Here is a 19,281-nt window from a genome sequence, read left to right as displayed (position 1 = left end):
AGTCATATATCTTGTTTCCTCTCATAAATTTAAACATAGGAATTTGTCTACAAAGGTGGCGAAGCCTCATCATGAAAATTCGAATTTGTGCCACGTTCATGTTGTTTCTATTTATATGTTTACCTTTTTCAGCTTTTGCAAAAGGAGAGGAGGCAAAGGAAAGGGTCGTTTCACTTGTATATGATGATTCGGGCAGCATGAGAAATAACGATCGCTGGAAGTATGCCAATTACGCTTTGCAAAGTTTAGTTGCGCTATTAGATGAGAAAGATAAATTTTCTTACGTTCCAATGAGTAAACCAAATGATCCGTTAAACATTTCGTTAACAAAGGATCGAAGGCAAACAGAAATTGATGGGATCGGCGCGTGGAAAACATATTTAAATACTCCATTTAGCGCAGTAGAAACGGCGATGCAATCTATAAAAAAGGAAGCAGATATAGATGGAAAACGTGAATTTTGGCTTATTGTATTAACTGACGGGGCATTTAATGATTTGGAGAAAGATAAGGTTGGCGGAAAAGAACAAATTACGCAGAAGCTAGCACAGTTTAAGAAAGAAATGGATTCTAAAAAGATTTCTTTACACCCAGTCTTAATCACGATGGAAGAGGATTTAGGGCAGCAAGAAAAAGAGCAGTTAAATACGTTTAAAGAGATTTGGAAAAAAGAAATGAATGGAGTTGTCATGCCGTCTAGCGGTGAGGACGGCATTGTAAAAAGTGTAAATCAAGTGGCAGCATTAGTTGCCAATCGTGATCCATTTTCCTCAGTTGAATCGATTGTAAAAACGAAAGTAGTAGGGAAAAAAGTAGAGATTACAACACCGTTCCCATTAAAGCGTATGACGCTTGTACGACAATCATCGTCTTTGTCCAATTATAAAGTTATGCAAATTTCTAAACCGTTACAAATGCAGTCTTCTTTTTCCATACATGCACCAGGAGAAGCTAAATTATTCGGAAATATAGTACATGTAAGTACAGCGAATCAGGAAGTGATTAAGCCAGGGACATATACGATAGAAGTGGATCAAGATATTGAGAAAGAAGGATTACAAGTACTTGTTGAACCAGCGCTCAATTATACTGTTTCTACGTATGACAAAGATGATAAAGATAGAAAAAATGTTGAGAAAATGTACGAAGGAGTAACGGCTGTTATTGAAGCAAAACCTACGGAGCTACCAATTCAAATTTCTTATTTTGAAGCAGAAGTAGAAATAGACGGAAAGCAGTATCCGATGAAGTGGGATGATAAAAGACATGTGTTTTATTATGAAACAAAAGTTGGCAAAGAGTTAGTACGTGGAAAAGTTCATATGAACATAAAGGGATTTTATAGGCAGACGAAAGAATTCAAAATTGATACATCCGTAAAACCGAAATTAACACTTCAAACTGTTACAAAAGGTTATGAAGAAAAGGTAACAAATTTGGAAAATAGTAAACCATTTATTTTACAGCCACAGTTAGATGGTAAACCGATGACAGAAGAGGCTGTAAAGAAACTATTAAAATCTACTGGTGTCACATCCAATCAATCAATCAACTATGAAGTAAAACAACATGATAATCAAATTTACGTTTATCCTCGACCTTATTACTCCGACACATTCAATTTTACAGATACAGGCACCGTAGAAGCTACCATCACGATTAATGATTCAAAATTACAAGAAGTAAAGGAAAAGATTGTACTTCACATAGAAAATGCGCCATTTTTTGAGAAATATGCGCTCATTTTTAAATTTGTAATTCCTATCACTTTATTACTTTTAATAGTGGGAATTATTATTTTAGGATGGATTGTTCGTCCGAGATTTCACCGAAAAGCATTATTATATTATGAATGGGATCAAGAAGTAGCGAAAGATTGGCTGTATCAATCCGAACCAGAATTACTTAAAAATAAATGGTGGAAGCACTATTTTGGCATTCCATTCCGAGCAGAAAGAAAGACGGTGCAATCTGTAACATTAATAGCGAAAAAAGGATCGAAATCTATATTTGTAGCGAAAGAGTCACAAGTAGTTGGGATGATTATTGATGGAATGTTTATAACAGAGGATGAGGTTGGAATGGAACATAAGACACTATATCCAAATGAACTTTTATTAATTGATAGAGGATATGGTAAAGAGATTTATAGGTACGAGTGTGAATAGTAGATAGGGAAAAGAGGAGGGGTTTTAGTTTTCTTTCCCCCTATCTTTTCAAACAAGCAAGAATAGGAAGGTGGTTCACATGACATTACAAGTTCCAACGATATTAATTGGTTTAGGTGGAATCGGTAGTACTGTGACACATCAAATATATGAAAAATTACCAGAAGAGCGCCGAAAAAAGGTAGCAATGCATGTATTTGATACAGATGTGAATACATTGAGTAAATTTGATCATATTCGTAAGTTTAAGACGCAAACGAGCTCGAGTAAAACGCCGCGAGAGTATATTGCGGGAGATCCAACGATTCCGGAGTGGTTTCCGATGGACCCGACTATACTTGATAAACCATTAACAGAAGGGGCCGGACAGTTGCGCGTCATTTCACGTTTAGCGTTACGTGCAGCGATGAAAGAAGATAAGCTGACATCGTTTTGGCAAGAAATAGAGAAGATTTTTCCGGTTACAAGTGATCAGACAGAATATGGTGTACGTGTCATTATTGTAACGTCACTAGCTGGCGGAACAGGTTCAGGGATGTTTTTACAAATCGCATTATATTTGCGTGAAATGCTTCGGAAAAAGTTGCAGCATCACAACATTTTAATTCGCGGCGCGTTTTTAATGCCAGACGTTTTAGTGAAGACGAGAACGGTTAGTGCGAAAGAGTTTGAAACAGTGCAAGCGAATGGTTATGCATCGTTAAAAGAGTTGCACGCTATTACGCTCGGCTCTACTGGTGAATTATCAAAACGAGGCGGCGTCACGATTGAATTAGAATATCGTCCTGATCAAGTGGATGAAGATGGAAGAACGAATCATACGATAAAGCAGCATCATTTACCGTACAATTATTGTTTCTTATATGATTATGAAAATTTACATGGGCACCATTTGCACAATTTATCAGATTATATGGAGCAAATGGCAAATACAATTCATTTACAGTTATTTAGTCCGATGTCTGCAAATCATTTTGCACAAGAAGATAATCAAATTCAGCAATTGGCAGAATCGAGCGGGAAAGGTAGATATTGCGGAGCAGGAACGGCAAAACTTATTTATCCGTATGAGCACGTTTTGAAATATTGTGCTTTAAAATGGGCGGTTCAAGGTTTAGATGAATCTTGGCTGCATTTAGATCAACTGTTTCAAGAAAAGAAGCAAAGATACGACCAAGATGTCAAACGTGGTATGCAGCGTGAAAAGCCAGAGCGCGGGAAAAGTTATTTAGAAGATTTAGAGCATCTTGCTACTCGTCCAGAGCAGGCCCATATTTTTTATAGACAAATGTTTAATGAAACGCGTGAAGGAGCAGAGGGCGGCAAGGTCGGTGTCGCAAAGTCTAAGTTGTTTTTAGAGGCTGTTGAAAGCTATGTACACCGTACAGTGCAAAAAGATGAGGAATTAAACCGCCTGCAGCATGAGTGCAAAATATCGGCTGCGAAACTTAAAATAATGGAACAAATGAAAGGTGAAGTAGCCAGAGTTGATCATGCGGTGCGTTTATATGCGTATGCGATTCCGAGCCGTGTACATGAACATGTAACTACCCTTTTATATGATATGATCGAATCAGATCGCTTTACACCGAGTGGCTCAGAAGGACAGTCTTATCAATTAAACACATGGTTTTTAAAGAAAACAGATCCTGTCCATCCAGTCGCATCACGTTTTATGTTGTATGAAATTCGAAAGCAGTTAGTAGAGAAGATGAATCGACTACATGAAAATAATGAACAAAAGCGTAATTTAATCCAAAACTACGATAAGAAATTTAATGTGAGTAATATTGATGGAACGGTAACGGCTGTTCGCCGTGTTGAAATTGCGCAGCAACAAGGTTGGTTCGGAAAAATGCTTTATAATCAGCAACGTTTGTTCAAAAAAGAATTTGAAGATATCGTAACGCAATATGTGCACAAATTAAGTGAGTATCGTAAAGAGATGTTGTTAGAACTCGTGTATCAATCGCTATACCAAGCAGTTGATAAAATGATTCAATATTGGGAAAGGTTTTTTGATAACTTACACGAAACACGTGAAAATTTATTGTTTGAAATTCAAAAGCGAAGCAAAGAATTTGAGGGGAAAACGAACCCGACGAATGTATATGTATTAGCTGAAGAGAAATTGCAAGAAAAGATTTGGCAAGATATGCAGCAACATTTAAATTTAGGTGTATTACCGAAAGATATATCAGCAGAAATTTATATGAGCTTGTACGGGGAATATTGTCGTGATGCGAAAGCCGAAGAAATTCAGTCGAAAAAGGTTGAAGACTTCTATCGTGAACATATATTGAGTTATTGTTATGACGAACTTAAAGTGCGCTATCGTGACAAATTAGAGCTTAATATCGTTGAGGCATTGCGAAAAGAAGCAGATTTCAAGAAGCGTGACCGTGATGAATACGTTCGTGAAAAAATTGAAGATCTCTTCCATTTAGCAAGTCCGTTCGTTCCGAAAGTTTCTCATCATAGAGAATTACAATATTGGGGCGTACATCCATCTTTAAAACAAGAATTGCAAGAAGAGTTATTGCAAGAAATGTTTAAAGAAAAAGATACGGTAAACGAGGCGTTTTCACCATTTGAAGTGATTTGTTATCGTGCTCATTACGGATTATCGCTACAAGATTTTCCTAAGCTTTCATCTGGGCATATTGCAAATGGCTTTATGAATGATAAAGGTGATTACTTCCAATCGTATTATCGCCGCGTAAACAAATTAAATAGTAAAAAATCCAGTTTGACGCCGCATTTAGATAAATATTGGCACTTGCCAGCCTTTATGCCAGACTTGAATGCAACGCAAACAAAGTTAGATTACGATAAATGCAATCGTGCTCTTCTATACGCCTATATGTACCGCTGGATTAGTTTAGTTGCTGTTGATGGACAATTCGTGTATCAATATAACGGTGTCGGCCGTAGCTTTTTAATCCAGTCGATGGGGAAAAATATTTCAAGCGAAAGTTATAAGTTGCACAGAGCGTTGCTTCATAATCCGTTCATTTATGAAAACATCTTGTCCAGGTTTGAAGAAGAACAAGAAAAAGCGATGATACAAGGTGGACATTTATATACACATCCATTTGTATTGGGTGCTCAAGATATTAGATGGCTTCGTAAAGAGCATGTCCATAATATTTTAGATATGATTTTAATGTATGACCGTGAGGCGAAATATGATCCGACGTTAGAAGAAACATCGGATGAGTTGTTAAGACTATTCCTTGATGAAATTGAGCTGTATTTTCAAAATTATTACGGAACAGGTGCAGATATGGTTGCAAAGAAAGAGAAAGAGATGTTTATGAAACAATTGTGGGATCGTTCGTATGCGAAAGGGTATGTAGATCCAAATAGCGCTCCTTATAAAAAATGGCAAAATATATTACACGTTCACGATGAAGAAGAAACGCCAAAAACGAATGTATAATGAGTGAAAAGGGAATCCTTAAGAATGGCAATACAACTTTAGAAAAGAGGGATTCCGATGCCATTTTTAGGAAGTGTATATCAAATATTTGGATTGTATCCAGAAATTTATTATGGAATGATTTCCGCGGAAATTGCAGAACAACAAATGGAAGAACAAAAAGAACAAGAGAATCAAGAGACTGAATTATAAAACCATGCAGGCTACTCGCCTGCGTGGTTTTTTCGTGTTACAATAAAGCGAATTTTTTAAGGGAGAGAAAGAGATGAAATGGATTTATTTTATTATTATCAACGTTATAGCATTTAGTATGATGGGGCTTGATAAGCGGAAAGCAATGAAAAAGCAGTGGAGGACGCCAGAAAGTACGTTATTTTTATCAGCTGCAGCTGGAGGGGCGGTTGGAGCTTGGATTGGTATGTATATGTTTCGTCATAAGACACATAAAAGTAAATTTGTCTTCGGTATTCCAGTGCTCGTTATTATAACAGTAGGAGTGTTTTTATACATATAAGGGATTTGTAAGAGGAATGTCGAAAGAAATGCAGATTGAATATTGGTAAAGTAAGCATGTGAGACCTTATAATGAAGAAAAAAAGAGAAGAGGAGAAAAAGAAAGATGGGGAGTCAAACAGCAGAGCAAAAGCAGGGGATTATATATGCGGCGGGTGCGTATACGATGTGGGGAGTCCTTCCGATTTATTGGAAATGGGTGGAGGAAGTACCGGCAGATGAAATATTAGCGCATCGTATTGTTTGGGCATTTGTTTTTATGTTGTTAGTTTTAGGAGTAACAAAGAGATTTCGTCAGTTTGGTGGGGAGTTAGTGGCCCTTTTTAAACGACCTAAATTATTAATGTCATTAACAATTGCTTCGGTACTTATTAGTGGAAACTGGTTTGTATACATATGGGCCGTAAATCATAACCATGTAATCGAAGCGAGTCTTGGGTATTATATTAATCCACTTATAAGTATTTTACTTGGTACGGTTGTTTTAAAAGAGAAGCTTAATTTTTGGCAATATGTTGCGGTTGGTTTAGCTGGATTAGGTGTTGTTATTTTAACAGTACGTTTCGGATCGATTCCATGGGTTTCTCTTTCACTTGCTTTTTCATTTGGATTATATGGCTTAACGAAAAAATTATTAAATTACGACGCAACAATCGGGCTTACGATGGAAACGATGTTAGTGACGCCATTTGCACTTATATATTTGTTTATGACAGGAGTGCATGGTTTCGGTTCGTTCGGTTCTATTTCGGCAATATCAACGTTTCTTTTAATAGGTGCGGGTATTGTTACAGCATTACCACTCTTTTATTTTGCTAAAGGAGCACAACTTATTCCGCTCTATATGATAGGATTTTTACAATACATCGCGCCGACTATTAGTTTAATTTTAGGAGTGTTCGTTTTTGGTGAACATTTCACATCTACTCATATGATCGCGTTTTTCTGTATATGGGTTGCTTTATTTGTCTTTTCGATGGCAAAAACAAAGTTTCTACTACAGAAACAACCGAAATTTATTAAAAATAAATCAGCAAAAGTATCATAATGCGTAGTATTTTCTACGCATTTTTCTTTATACTTATATTATATAGAAATTCCATTATAGTCAGTGAGGAGCTGAAAAACATGGAAACAATTTTACATAATGACCCGCTAATGGCAGCTGTAATTTCTTGGTTTTTAGCACAGTTAACGAAAGTTGTTTTTAAATTAATAAAAACAGGGGAGTTTGATTTTGCTAAGTTTTTCGCTTCAGGTGGAATGCCAAGTTCGCATGCTTCGACTGTTACTGCACTTGCTACAGGTGTCGGAGTAGTGGAAGGAGTGGAGAGTCCAATATTTGCAGTTGCCGCTATTTTTGCCATTATTGTTATGTATGATGCTTCAGGGGTAAGGCTTGCGGTAAGTAAGCAAGCGAAAATATTGAATGATTTTTTTCATGGTAGACAAACAGAATATAAAAAGTTAAATGAGCTCGTTGGACATACACCGTATCAAGTTGTTGTTGGTGCACTATTAGGAATTGTTGTCGGGGTTGGGTATTGTTTGTAAGCAGAATGTGTAATACACGTTCTGCTTTTCTTTATTTTCATACATATTTAGCTAGTTTTTCGAATATCGTATACGGACTTAGAAAGGGTGGGTGAGCGGTGTGCTACTATATGACAAAGTGCGTGAGGAGATAGAGCGGAGAACGACTGCACTTCAAACGATGCAAAGGCAAGACGGAAAGTGGGAATTTTGTTTTGAAGGAGCTTTGCTAACGGATTGTCACATGATTTTTTTACTCAAATTATTAGGGCGAAATGAAGAAATAGAACCGTTCGTGAAAAGGTTAGCATCTCTTCAAACAAATGAAGGGACTTGGAAATTATACGAAGATGAAAATGGAGGGAATTTATCCGCGACGATTCAAGCGTATGCTGCTTTACTTGCTTCGAAAAAATATTCGAAAGAAGATATGAATATGAGGCGAGCTGAAATGTTTATTAAGGAACACGGGGGAGTTTCTCGTGCACATTTTATGACGAAATTTTTATTAGCGATTCATGGAGAATATGAATTTCCTGCGCTTTTTCACTTTCCAACGCCAATCTTATTTTTACAAGATGACTCCCCTCTCAGTATATTTGGGCTAAGCAGCTCAGCGCGTATACATTTAATTCCGATGATGATTTGTATGAATAAGAGATTCCGTGTAGCGAAAAAGTTATTGCCAAATTTAAATCATATTGCAGGCGAAGGTGGACAATGGTTTCGAGAGGAGCGATCTCCGTTGTTTCAATCATTTTTAGGTGATGTGAAAAAGGTAATATCTTATCCGCTTTCTTTACATCATAAAGGATACGAAGAAGTAGAGCGCTTTATGGAAGAACGTATAGATGAAAATGGAACATTATATAGTTACGCGAGTGCTACGTTTTATATGATTTATGCTTTGCTTGCATTAGGGCACTCTATTCAGTCTCCAATTATTGAGAAAGCTGTGGCGGGATTAAAATCTTATATATGGAAGATGGACAGAGGAAGTCATTTGCAAAATTCTCCTTCTACCGTATGGGATACCGCTTTACTTAGCTATTCATTGCAAGAAGCTAATGTAATAAAAGAAAATAAGATGATTCAAAAGGCGACGGAATATTTACTACAAAGACAACAAACTAAGAAAATGGATTGGAGTGTCCACGCACCGTCCATTATAGCTGGCGGCTGGGGATTTTCAGATGTGAATACAACGATTCCTGATATAGACGATACAACGGCTGCTCTTAGAGCGTTAGCACGAAGTAGAGGGAATAGTAAAATAGATGGTGCATGGGATAGAGGCGTCGGATGGATAAAAGGATTGCAAAACAATGATGGAGGCTGGGGAGCTTTTGAAAGAGGTGTAACGAGCCAGTTACTAGCGAATTTACCGATTGAAAATGCGAGTGATATGCTAACTGATCCGTCTACACCAGATATTACAGGTAGGGTGTTAGAGTTTTTCGGAACGTATGCGCCGAATGAATTGTCTGAAGAGAAAAAAAGGAAAGCAGTCAAATGGTTAATGGATGTACAAGAGTCGAATGGATCATGGTATGGGAAATGGGGGATATGCTATATATACGGTACATGGGCAGCGATGACAGGTCTACTTGCATTAGGAGTGCCCTCTACTCATCCATCGTTGAAAAAAGCAGCTTTATGGCTTGAACATATACAGCATACAGATGGAGGCTGGGGAGAATCATGTCAAAGTAGTGAGGAGAAAAAGTTTGTTTCTTTACCCTTTAGTACGCCATCACAAACAGCGTGGGCGCTTGATGCACTTATTTCTTACTATGATCAAGAAACACCAATTATTCGAAAAGGAATTTCATATTTGCTCGCGCAGTCTACTATGAATGAAGAATATCCTACTGGCACAGGGTTACCGGGTGGTTTTTATATTCGGTATCATAGTTACGAACATATATATCCGTTGCTTGCTTTGGCACATTATATAAAAAAAAATAAAAAATAAACCGAGAGTAGCTCTCGGTTTATTTTTCGGGTAGTAGGTCCCTGTTGAAAAGAATAAGGAACGTTGTAGTACCTTATTTTTCTGATGACTGGCGTTTTTGACGTGCATCAGCGGCATTTGCACGTGCGTTTGCTTCTAAGTCATTGTGGTCAGCGAGTTCGCGAGAGAACTCAACATCAATGCCATCAGCAGCTTTGTTTCGGTTTACATTTTTGTTTTTCATTCGACACAATCTCCTTGTGTTTTATCCCGCATAAACGGTTAGTAAAACTCCCACCTCAAAATTCAGATGGAACAAAGAAGCTAGGTGGGAGATTAGCTACCCGTAAATGCCCGATTGGTGAAGGCTAATAATCAGTGGGGGATGAACAAAATCCCCCTTGATTAAAGTTTCACTTTATGCGGCGTTGCAAAGTTAGTTTGACACAAATAGACTTTTTTATACAAAGAGGATTTGGAAAGCATAGAGCCGAAATATACAGTATAGCTAATAGAAATGGGGGATAGGGATGGACTTGTTAAATGGAAAAACAGCTGTTGTAACAGGTGCTGCGCAGGGAATTGGAAAAGAAATCGCACGAGTTTTTGCAAAATTGGGGGCCAAAGTATTAATTAGTGATGTAAATGAAGAGAAGCTACAAAAAACGACACGTGAGTTATCGGATGAAGGATATGAAGTGAGCTTATATCGATGTGATGTGAGCAATCAAAATGAAGCGAAGTCGTTAATTGAATATGCGGTTCAAAAATTTGGTACACTACATATTTTAGTGAATAACGCTGGGGTTACAAGAGATGCAATGTTACATAAGATGGAGAAGTCTGCTTGGGAGCAAGTATTACAAGTTAATTTAACAGGCGTTTTTTATTGTATGCAGCCAGCGCTTCTTTATATGAGGCAACAAGGATATGGGCGTATTATTAATATATCTTCAATTAGTAGAGAAGGAAACATAGGGCAGGCAAATTATGCAGCTACAAAAGCGGGGGTTGTAGGCTTAACAAAAACAGCAGCAAAAGAGGTTGGGAGTTTTGGTATTACGTGTAATGCGATTTGTCCAGGATTTATGGATACTGATATGACAAAAACAATACCAGAAAAAGTAAAAGAGAAAATGGTTGGAGCGATTCCAGTTGGAAGAATTGGAACACCGGAAGACATTGCAAACGCAGCTGCCTTTTTAGCGTCAGATTATGCGTCTTATATTACAGGAGAGGTTCTAAATGTTAGCGGAGGGTTGCAGGTGTAAATGAATACATAATGAAAAGAACCTGACCGAGTAGGTCAGGTTCTTTCTTGTTAATTTAAGTTAATCCACACGCTCTTCACTTCTGTATAGTTGTTCAGCGCATAAGAGCCCATTTCGCGGCCAAGGCCAGATTGTTTAAATCCTCCAAATGGAGATGCTGCATCAAAGACGTTATAACAGTTCACCCATACTGTACCCGCACGTACTTTGCTTGCAATATAATGTGCAGTTTTTACGTTCTCTGTCCACACACCAGCCGCTAAGCCGAATTGTGATTTATTCGCACGATCAATTACTTCATCAATATCATTAAACGGTAATGCAGAAATAACTGGACCGAAAATTTCTTCTTTAGCGATTGTCATCTCATCATTTACATCAGCAAATACTGTTGGAGAAACGAAGTAACCTTGATCGAATGGTTTGTTTCCTCCGCAAAGTACTTCAGCACCTTCTGCAATGCCTTTTTCAATATAGCCCATTACACGTTTTTGCTGTTCTTCAGAAACGAGAGGTCCGATTGTAGTTTCTGGATTTAGACCAGCGCCTTGATTTAATTTTTTTGAATATAGAACGAGATCAGCCATGACATTATCGTACATTTTCTTTGGAATAAATAAGCGTGACCCAGCAGTGCATACTTGCCCTTGGTTAAACATAACGCCAGAAAGCGCACCTGGAATTGCTCGAGATAAGTCAGCGTCAGGTAAAATAATGTTTGGTGATTTACCACCAAGTTCTAATGTAACGCGTTTTAATGATTCAGATGCTTGTCTCATAATTTGTTTACCGACTGGAGTAGAACCTGTAAATGCAATTTTATCAACGAGTGGATGATTAACGAGAGCTTGTCCAGCTGATTCACCGAATCCAGGAACGATATTAATAACGCCTTTCGGGAATCCAGCTTCTTCAATTAATTCAGCTAAGTATAGGGCGGATAGTGGGGTTTGTTCTGCAGGTTTTAAAACGATTGTACATCCTGTTGCAAGGGCTGCACCCATTTTCCACATTGCCATAAGAAGTGGGAAGTTCCAAGGGATAATTTGACCGACAACACCAACAGCTTCATGGCGTGTATAGTTAAAATATTCACCAGAAACAGGGATTGTTTGACCAACGATTTTTGTAGCCCAGCCAGCGTAATAGCGCATATGCTCAATTGCAAGTGGTACGTCTGCTGTCATTGTTTCACGGATTGGCTTTCCGTTATCTAACGTTTCGAGCTGTGCAAGCTCTTCTTTATGTTCTTCCATTAAATCGGCAAGCTTGTACATAAGACGGCTTCGCTCAGCAGTGCTCATGCGAGACCAAGGACCTTCGTCAAAAGCCATGCGAGCTGCAACTACAGCTTTATGAATATCTTCGCGACCAGCTTCAGAAACGACAGCAAGTGTTTCGCCAGTTGCAGGGTTAGGTGTTTTAAATGTTTTACCGGAAGCGCTTTCAACGAAAGATCCATTTACATATAACTTTTTCGTGCCTTGAAGAAATTTCTCTACCTTTTCATGAAGATTTACAGCTAGTTGACTCATTGTATAACCCCCTTGAAAATATAATGTAAACGCAGTACGAGACGGCGTTTATTCCGAAATCAAGGATGTGGGAACTAGATGAAAAGCCTCTAATTAAAATCATAAATAATAAACACTGAAAATTCAAATTTCAATTGTGTTACAATTGTAAAAAATATGTAATGATACATGGTATTCTATACAATTACAAAAAATCCTGCGCGTTTTTGTTTTCTAGTAGGAAAAACTAGAAGAACAGTGGTACAATTATACATCGTGAGAGGAGGGAGAAAATGAAGAATTATCATGATGATCCACGCTTTCGAATTGCTCATAGAGAAGCGTTAATTGGTCTTGGATTAGCTATTATTAATTTTATAATATGGTATGGATTTGCTTATGGGCTTGGTAGCAAGGATCCAAGTGAATATACATATGTATTAGGTTTTCCATCATGGTTTTTTTATAGCTGTATCGTTGGATTTATCGTAATGGTTATTTTGCTTAGTTTAGTTGTTCGTTTTGTATTTAAAGATATTTCACTCGATGAGGAAGAAAAAAGTGAGGAATAAGAGATGAATTGGTATGTAATCATTCCAATGATAATTTCATTTATCGTTGTGTTTTTAATTGGTGTATACGCATCAAGACGTGTACAAGCAACTGCTAATAATAAATTTTTACAAGAATATTTTCTTGGTGGACGTGAGCTTGGCGGCTTATTATTAGCTATGACAATGATTGCTACGTACGGTAGTGCAAGTAGCTTTATCGGTGGGCCTGGTATTGCTTACAATATGGGACTTGGATGGGTGCTATTATCAGCGATTCAAGTTGTAACAGGATATATCGTTTTAACGGTTATCGGTAAAAAGTTTGCGATTATCGCAAGGAAGATGGAAGCGATTACGCTTATTGATTATTTAAAGGGAAGGTACAATAATAAAGCGGTAGTTGTTCTTTCTGCGTTATGTATTATAATCTTTTTGTTCTCAGCAACAGTAGCCCAGTGGGTTGGCGGCGGACGATTAATTGAGTCACTAACAGGACTTTCTTATACAACAGCACTATTTTTATTTACATTTTCTGTACTTGTGTACGTGCTAATTGGTGGATTTCGTGCAGTTGCTTTATCAGATACGTTATTGGGAATCATTATGTTAGTCGGAACAACAATCATTTTAATTGCTACTGTCATTGCTGGTGGTGGAGTTGAAAAGATTATGCAGGAACTCATTCAAATTAATCCGAATTTAATCACACCATTTGGAGCAGATGGCAGTTTAACGAAATCATATGTGACATCGTTTTGGATTTTAATTGGAATCGGAGTCGTTGGATTACCACAAATTAGTGTGCGTGCTATGTCTTATAAAAATTCAAAAGCTATGCATCAAGCGCTTATCATTGGGACGATTGTCGTTGGTACAATTATGATTGGTATGCATTTAACTGGTGTATTTGCACGAGTAGTACTTCCTGGTATAACGGTACCAGATAAAGTGATGCCGCTACTCGCGATGGAAGTGTTACCACCTTGGCTAGCTGGAGTTTTCTTAGCTGCACCAATGGCAGCGATAATGTCTACAGTAAACTCATTACTTTTACTTGTAAGTTCGTCAATTATTAAGGACATATATGTGAATTACATAAATAAAGATGCAGCAGATAGTACGATAAAGAAAGGTAGTCTTTTGATTACTGGTATCGTAGGATTACTCGTATATGCTGCAGCTATTAAGCCGCCAGATTTTTTAATATGGTTAAATTTATTTTCCTTCGGTGGTTTAGAAGCGGCGTTCATTTGGCCGATTGTACTAGGTTTATATTGGAGAAAGGGAAATGCAACTGGAGCACTCGCTTCCATTTTAGTTGGGGTAGGCTCATATATGTGTATTCATCTTTTCTATCCAAACCCGTTCGGTATACATACAGTTGTCTTCCCAATCTGCTTTGCATTTATTGCTTACATCATTGGCAGTATGGTTACTATGAAGAAAAACGTCTAGATAAGATGGAGAACGCAGTCCGTATAGGGCTGCGTTTTTTCGTATGAATTTATTCTTTTTTATTCTGTATATCCATGACTATTCATAAATTAATAACAACTGAGGGGATGGAGTTGAGGTCGATGAAAAAAGTGTTGTTTTTGGGAGACCCGGGAATTGATGACTCTTTAGCCATCATGTATGGAATTATGCATCCTGATGTTGATATTGTTGGTGTTGTAACAGGATACGGGAATGTAACGCAAGAAAAAGCAACGACTAATGCGGCATATTTATTGCAAATGGCGGGAAGGGAAGATATACCTGTTATTAATGGTGCGAAAATCCCTTTATCCGGGGATTTTGTGACGTATTACCCGGAGATTCATGGGGCAGATGGCTTAGGTCCTATTAAACCGCCAAAAGCATTTTCACCTAATATAAAACCTTTTTGTGCATTTTTTGATATTCTTGAAAAGTATAAAGGTGAATTAATCATTGTTGATGCTGGCAGATCAACGACACTAGCGACAGCATTTATTTTAGAAAAACCGATGATGAAGTATGTGAAAGAGTATTATATAATGGGCGGTGCTTTCTTAATGCCTGGTAATGTTACACCAGTCGCGGAGGCGAATTTTCATGGTGATCCCATTGCGTCGCAATTAGTTATGCAAAATGCAAAGAATGTGACATTAGTGCCACTTAACGTTACATCTGAAGCTATTATTACGCCGGAGATGGTAAAGTATATTACGAAACACTCTAAAACAAGTTTTAATAAGTTAATTGAACCGATATTTACGTATTATTATAAAGCTTATAAAAAGTTAAATCCAAAAATAACAGGTAGTCCAGTACATGACGTTGTTACAATGATGGTAGCGGCAAATCCATCTCTTTTAGATTACGTGTATCGCCGTGTTGATGTCGATACGGTTGGAGTTGCAAAAGGAGAAAGTATCGCTGATTTTCGCCCGCAACCTGATGCGAAAGCATTGAAAAATTGGGTGAGAATTGGTTGGTCATTACATTATAAAAAGTTTCTTGAAGATTTTGTGAAAATTATGACGTAGACATAATAGGAGCATACAAGTTAAAATAATGGAGATGATTATTTAAATAATCATCTCCATTATTTTGTTTTTAAGAGATAAATAGAGAAGAGTTACACAATAGGAGAGGAATTTTACTTGAAAAAAACTATAGTATGCGCGGTGATTGTGGGTATTTTCGTTTTGCTAATCTCGGGTAACTTTTTAGTGAAAAAAGTGTGGAGTTCAAATAATGATGATGCGCAGTATATAGCATCTTTTATTGAAGAACATAAAGATGAAAAAAATAGCGCTCTTCTAGTAAAGAGAAATGATAAAGTTGTGTATTCTGTAAATCCAGATGTTGTATTGCCAGTTGCTAGTACGATGAAGTTAATTGTGGCGCTTGAATATACGAAACAAGTTACAGAGGGGAAAATCGACCCGTCTAGTTTCGTTTCAATTAATGATGTGAATCGTTATTATGTGCCGAATACAGATGGTGGTGCACAAGACAGATGGCAAAGTTATTTGCAAAAAAAAGAAAAAATAACTGAAGGAGCAGTCTCTTTAGAGGAAGTTGCAAAAGGTATGGTTAGGTTCAGTTCAAATGCGAATACTGAGTACTTAATGGAAGTGTTAGGATTAGAGAACATTAATCGTAATTTACAAAGTTTATCGCTTCCTGCACATCAACCACTATTTCCGATCGTTTCATCTTTATACATTCCGGGATATTTGCATAAAGAACTACATGTTCCAAAATATAAAATAGAGAAAAAGTTAAAAGAAATGTCTCAAGAGCAATATCGTCAATATGCGATGATTATTCATGAACGCTTAAAAAAGAAGGGCCCATTATTACAGAAGGAAATTCCTCTTTATTTGGAAGAACGTTACGATAAAATTTGGTCGGATAGATTGCCGGCTGCTTCTGCAAACGATTATATGGTATTGCTTCAAAAGGCAAATCATAAAGGTGGCTTGACAGAAGCAGAAGAAAAAGTGTGGGCGGATATCGTTGAAACGGATATGAGTGCCAAGAAATATCGTAAAACATTTAGACACGCGGGGCAAAAGAATGGTTATACACCATGGACAGTTACAAAAGCGGTTTATGCAATGGATAAACGCGGGAACTGTACAGAAATTGTATTTTTAGCGAATAATTTAAATGAAGATGACAGTGCTGAAATACGTAAACATTTAGCAAATTTACACTTCCAAGTGTTGCAAAGTGATAAGTATGATGCGACTTTTATTAAATAAACTCGGTGCTATGAGCGCCGAGTTTATTTTTATTCCGTAAACGACCGATTGGTGAAGGTTAATAATCAGTGGGAGATGAACCACCCACTGATTAAAGTTTCACTTTATGTACAAGCACTTTTTAGCTATCGCTGGGTATGATGGGTAGTAATACTTAGGCGAAAGGGGAAAAGGTGATGAAACAGAGTAAAGAAGAGTTTATTAAAAATGAAGGCGCTGATTTCCCTGGGAAAACATATGTAGACTGTGTACTACAGCATGTATTTGATTTTCAGCGTAATTATTTATTGAAAGATATGTTTCAAGTGCATAGGGCACATATTATTATGTTAACTGAAGAAAAGCTAATGAAAAGAGAAGAAGCGAAAGCTATATTAACAGCACTTAAAAAGGTAGGGGCAATTCCAAAGGATCAGTTGCTATATACAGAGCAACATGAAGATCTTTTTTTCTTAGTTGAACATTTACTTTCTCAAGAAGCAAAGTGTGAATTTGTCAGTAATATGCATATCGGTAGGAGTAGAAATGATATGGGTGTAACGATGTATCGCATGAGTTTGCGGCAATATGTATTACGGTTAATGGAACATCATTTATTGCTGCAAGAAAGTATGCTGGAGCTCGCTGAGGAACATATGGGAACAATTATGCCTGCGTATACACATACACAACCAGCGCAACCAACAACATTTGGTCATTATGTTTTAGCAATTTACGATACGATGCAAAGAGACTTGGAACGAACGAGAAAAGCGTATCATTTTGTAAATCATTCTCCAATGGGGGCAGCTGCCCTTTCTACAACAAGTTTCCCGATTAAGCGAGAGCGAGTGGCACAGCTACTGGGATTTACAAATGTAATTGAGAACTCATATGATGCTGTCGCTGGAGCGGATTATTTATTAGAAGTTAGTTCGTTGCTAATGGTTATTATGACGAACACAAGTAGATGGATTCATGATTTTTTACTATTAGCGACGAAAGAATACGATGGGATTACTGTAGCGAAGCCATATGTACAAATAAGTAGCATTATGCCGCAAAAACGAAATCCTGTTTCAATTGAACATGCACGCGCTATTACGAGTAGTGCTTTAGGGGAAGCCTTTACTGTATTTCAAATGATTCATAATACACCATTTGGCGATATTGTCGATACGGAGGATGACTTGCAGCCGTATTTATATAAAGGAATCGAAAAGGCGATTCGTGTTTTTTGTATTATGAACGCAGTTATTCGAACGATGAAGGTAGAAGCGGAAACGTTAAAAAGTCGTTCATATAAACACGCGATTACGATTACAGATTTCGCAGATGTTTTAACAAAGAACTATGAAATACCATTCCGGCATGCACATCATGCAGCAAGTACGATTGCGAATATGTCTATGCAGCAGAAGAAAGAATTACATGAATTACATTTCAAAGAAGTAAATATGTACTTGCAAGAAAAGTTAAGAGTAACTTTATTAGAAGAAGAGTGGAAAGAAATTATATCACCAGAAGCTTTTATTCAAAAAAGAAATGTATATGGTGGTCCGAGTAAAAAAGAGATGGAGCGTATGATTCAAAAACGCAAAGAATCTTTTCGAAAAGAAGAAGAGATATTTGAGAAGGAAAAGAAGAGAGTTTTGCATGCTGAAAATGATTTGAACACATTAGTTTCAAATATTATTGAATCGTAAAAGGAGGATTTAATGAATTAATCGCCAATACTTAATTAAAATATAAATCGAGGGAAGAGATTGTCGATGATTCAATTACACGTATATGAAGAGGTTCTCCGTTTTAAAGAAGATGTTACATCATTTTTAGAAAAGAATGAGCAGGCAAATAATTTAATATTAGGCGTTTTACAAGTTGTTCAAGAACCGATATTTATGGCGGTAGCGAAACGTGGAGAAGAGGTTACGATTGTATTTCTTCAAACTGTGGAAAGACAAATGATTGTTGCAACTTCTGAAATTGCGGAAGAGGATATAGTGGAACTTGCAAAGGAGTTAACGAAAGTATATCCGGATATTCCTGGTTTCATTGGCAATAAGAAAGTCATAAAGAAGTTAGCTGAAGAGATTGCGATATTAGAACAGAAAAAAATTGTAGTTGGAATGGAGCAAGGTGTATATGAATTAAAACGAGTAAAGAAGAAGTGGAACGATGGGATTTTTCGTACGATAAATAGTGATGAGCTACCATTAATAGAAAAATGGATATATCAATTTTGTGAAGACGTGAAGTTACCTACTACGAAAGAGGAAGCGAAACAAACCGCGCATACATTAATAACTACCAACCGTCTATTTGGTCTGGAGGTTGGCGGGAAATTAGTCTCTGTAGCTGCAAAAACAAGACCAACTACAAATAATATAACAGTTAATTTCGTATATACGCCGAAAGAAGAACGGAAAAAAGGGTACGCATCAAATTGTGTAGCTGCACTTAGTCAACGTATGTTAGATGAAGGTTACAAAACAACGACATTATATACTGATCTGGCAAATCCAACATCAAATAAAATTTATCAAGAAATTGGTTATGAAGAGATTATGGAGTCTGTACTTATATTTTTAGAGAAGTAGAATGAAAAGGCACACT

The 19,281-nt window shown here is 37.2% G+C and carries 16 protein-coding genes; 14 read left to right on the top strand and 2 right to left on the bottom strand.

Annotated elements, in window-relative coordinates; translation table 11 throughout:
- Positions 1-71 precede the first annotated feature (71 nt).
- From ACP6L7_RS14285 to ACP6L7_RS14255, 7 genes are all read left to right on the top strand, one after another.
- A complete protein-coding gene (locus tag ACP6L7_RS14285; RefSeq protein WP_097832753.1) occupies positions 72-2,168 on the top strand; it encodes a vWA domain-containing protein in 2,097 nt (698 codons plus the stop codon).
- A 79-nt stretch (positions 2,169-2,247) separates the two neighbouring features.
- The gene (locus ACP6L7_RS14280; RefSeq protein WP_097832754.1) at positions 2,248-5,610 is read left to right on the top strand and encodes a tubulin-like doman-containing protein; all 3,363 of its coding nucleotides are present in this window, start codon (positions 2,248-2,250) and stop codon (positions 5,608-5,610) included.
- Positions 5,611-5,667: 57 nt separating this feature from the next.
- Positions 5,668-5,802: a hypothetical protein gene (locus ACP6L7_RS14275; protein ID WP_002014348.1), complete on the top strand. Its 135-nt coding sequence runs from the start codon at positions 5,668-5,670 to the stop codon at positions 5,800-5,802.
- 73 nt (positions 5,803-5,875) lie between these two features.
- A complete protein-coding gene (locus tag ACP6L7_RS14270) occupies positions 5,876-6,124 on the top strand; it encodes a DUF1294 domain-containing protein (protein WP_097832755.1) in 249 nt (82 codons plus the stop codon).
- 105 nt (positions 6,125-6,229) lie between these two features.
- The gene (rarD, locus tag ACP6L7_RS14265; protein WP_097832756.1) at positions 6,230-7,171 is read left to right on the top strand and encodes an EamA family transporter RarD; all 942 of its coding nucleotides are present in this window, start codon (positions 6,230-6,232) and stop codon (positions 7,169-7,171) included.
- An 80-nt stretch (positions 7,172-7,251) separates the two neighbouring features.
- On the top strand, positions 7,252-7,677 hold the full coding sequence (locus ACP6L7_RS14260; RefSeq protein WP_070144340.1) for a divergent PAP2 family protein: 426 nt from the start codon (positions 7,252-7,254) through the stop codon (positions 7,675-7,677).
- A 100-nt stretch (positions 7,678-7,777) separates the two neighbouring features.
- Positions 7,778-9,631, top strand: coding sequence for a terpene cyclase/mutase family protein (locus tag ACP6L7_RS14255; RefSeq protein WP_097832757.1), 1,854 nt, complete (start codon positions 7,778-7,780; stop codon positions 9,629-9,631).
- Between the two features lie 73 nt (positions 9,632-9,704).
- Here the strand turns inward: ACP6L7_RS14255 and ACP6L7_RS14250 are convergent, their stop codons facing one another.
- Positions 9,705-9,854 carry a YfhD family protein gene (locus ACP6L7_RS14250; protein WP_002121294.1) on the bottom strand — a complete coding sequence of 50 codons (150 nt, stop codon included), beginning with the start codon at positions 9,852-9,854 and terminating at the stop codon, positions 9,705-9,707.
- Positions 9,855-10,140: 286 nt separating this feature from the next.
- Here ACP6L7_RS14250 and fabG point away from each other — a divergent pair, with 286 nt between their 5' ends.
- Positions 10,141-10,881, top strand: coding sequence for a 3-oxoacyl-ACP reductase FabG (fabG, locus tag ACP6L7_RS14245; RefSeq protein WP_097832758.1), 741 nt, complete (start codon positions 10,141-10,143; stop codon positions 10,879-10,881).
- 50 nt (positions 10,882-10,931) lie between these two features.
- On the opposite strand, the gene dhaS is transcribed toward fabG, so the two are convergent.
- Positions 10,932-12,416: an aldehyde dehydrogenase DhaS gene (gene dhaS, locus ACP6L7_RS14240; RefSeq protein WP_097832759.1), complete on the bottom strand. Its 1,485-nt coding sequence runs from the start codon at positions 12,414-12,416 to the stop codon at positions 10,932-10,934.
- Positions 12,417-12,688: 272 nt separating this feature from the next.
- On the opposite strand from dhaS, the gene ACP6L7_RS14235 reads away from it, so the two are divergent.
- The 6 genes from ACP6L7_RS14235 (at position 12,689) to ACP6L7_RS14210 (ending at position 19,265) form a co-directional block, all read left to right on the top strand.
- Entirely contained in the window at positions 12,689-12,967 is a 279-nt protein-coding gene (locus ACP6L7_RS14235; RefSeq protein ID WP_071747633.1) for a YhdT family protein, read from the top strand.
- A 3-nt stretch (positions 12,968-12,970) separates the two neighbouring features.
- The gene (panF, locus tag ACP6L7_RS14230) at positions 12,971-14,404 is read left to right on the top strand and encodes a sodium/pantothenate symporter (protein WP_071772002.1); all 1,434 of its coding nucleotides are present in this window, start codon (positions 12,971-12,973) and stop codon (positions 14,402-14,404) included.
- 122 nt (positions 14,405-14,526) lie between these two features.
- Positions 14,527-15,459, top strand: a complete 933-nt coding sequence (locus ACP6L7_RS14225) for a nucleoside hydrolase (RefSeq protein ID WP_071747631.1) — start codon at positions 14,527-14,529, stop codon at positions 15,457-15,459.
- Positions 15,460-15,576: 117 nt separating this feature from the next.
- A complete protein-coding gene (locus ACP6L7_RS14220; RefSeq protein ID WP_097832760.1) occupies positions 15,577-16,686 on the top strand; it encodes a serine hydrolase in 1,110 nt (369 codons plus the stop codon).
- Positions 16,687-16,862: 176 nt separating this feature from the next.
- A complete protein-coding gene (gene argH, locus ACP6L7_RS14215) occupies positions 16,863-18,371 on the top strand; it encodes an argininosuccinate lyase (protein WP_097832761.1) in 1,509 nt (502 codons plus the stop codon).
- Between the two features lie 66 nt (positions 18,372-18,437).
- Positions 18,438-19,265, top strand: coding sequence for a GNAT family N-acetyltransferase (locus ACP6L7_RS14210; protein WP_097832762.1), 828 nt, complete (start codon positions 18,438-18,440; stop codon positions 19,263-19,265).
- The last annotated feature ends 16 nt before the right edge of the window (positions 19,266-19,281 follow it).

It is taken from the genome of Bacillus silvicola (assembly GCF_050524305.1).
GTDB lineage: Bacteria > Bacillota > Bacilli > Bacillales > Bacillaceae_G > Bacillus_A > Bacillus_A cereus_AT.
Note: the sequence above shows the minus strand (reverse complement) of the source record. Positions and strands in the feature narration are given on the sequence as shown.

Excerpts from the sequence above, each read along its gene's own strand:
- ACP6L7_RS14275 (WP_002014348.1), top strand. The coding sequence starts at position 5,668 with ATGCCATTTTTAGGAAGTGTATATCAAATATTTGGATTGTATCCAGAA.
- ACP6L7_RS14225 (WP_071747631.1), top strand. The coding sequence starts at position 14,527 with ATGAAAAAAGTGTTGTTTTTGGGAGACCCGGGAATTGATGACTCTTTA.
- ACP6L7_RS14210 (WP_097832762.1), top strand. The coding sequence starts at position 18,438 with ATGATTCAATTACACGTATATGAAGAGGTTCTCCGTTTTAAAGAAGAT.
- argH (WP_097832761.1), top strand. The coding sequence starts at position 16,863 with ATGAAACAGAGTAAAGAAGAGTTTATTAAAAATGAAGGCGCTGATTTC.
- ACP6L7_RS14235 (WP_071747633.1), top strand. The coding sequence starts at position 12,689 with ATGAAGAATTATCATGATGATCCACGCTTTCGAATTGCTCATAGAGAA.
- dhaS (WP_097832759.1), bottom strand. The coding sequence starts at position 12,416 with ATGAGTCAACTAGCTGTAAATCTTCATGAAAAGGTAGAGAAATTTCTT.
- ACP6L7_RS14260 (WP_070144340.1), top strand. The coding sequence starts at position 7,252 with ATGGAAACAATTTTACATAATGACCCGCTAATGGCAGCTGTAATTTCT.
- ACP6L7_RS14280 (WP_097832754.1), top strand. The coding sequence starts at position 2,248 with ATGACATTACAAGTTCCAACGATATTAATTGGTTTAGGTGGAATCGGT.
- ACP6L7_RS14270 (WP_097832755.1), top strand. The coding sequence starts at position 5,876 with ATGAAATGGATTTATTTTATTATTATCAACGTTATAGCATTTAGTATG.
- panF (WP_071772002.1), top strand. The coding sequence starts at position 12,971 with ATGAATTGGTATGTAATCATTCCAATGATAATTTCATTTATCGTTGTG.
- ACP6L7_RS14285 (WP_097832753.1), top strand. The coding sequence starts at position 72 with ATGAAAATTCGAATTTGTGCCACGTTCATGTTGTTTCTATTTATATGT.
- ACP6L7_RS14250 (WP_002121294.1), bottom strand. The coding sequence starts at position 9,854 with ATGAAAAACAAAAATGTAAACCGAAACAAAGCTGCTGATGGCATTGAT.
- rarD (WP_097832756.1), top strand. The coding sequence starts at position 6,230 with ATGGGGAGTCAAACAGCAGAGCAAAAGCAGGGGATTATATATGCGGCG.
- fabG (WP_097832758.1), top strand. The coding sequence starts at position 10,141 with ATGGACTTGTTAAATGGAAAAACAGCTGTTGTAACAGGTGCTGCGCAG.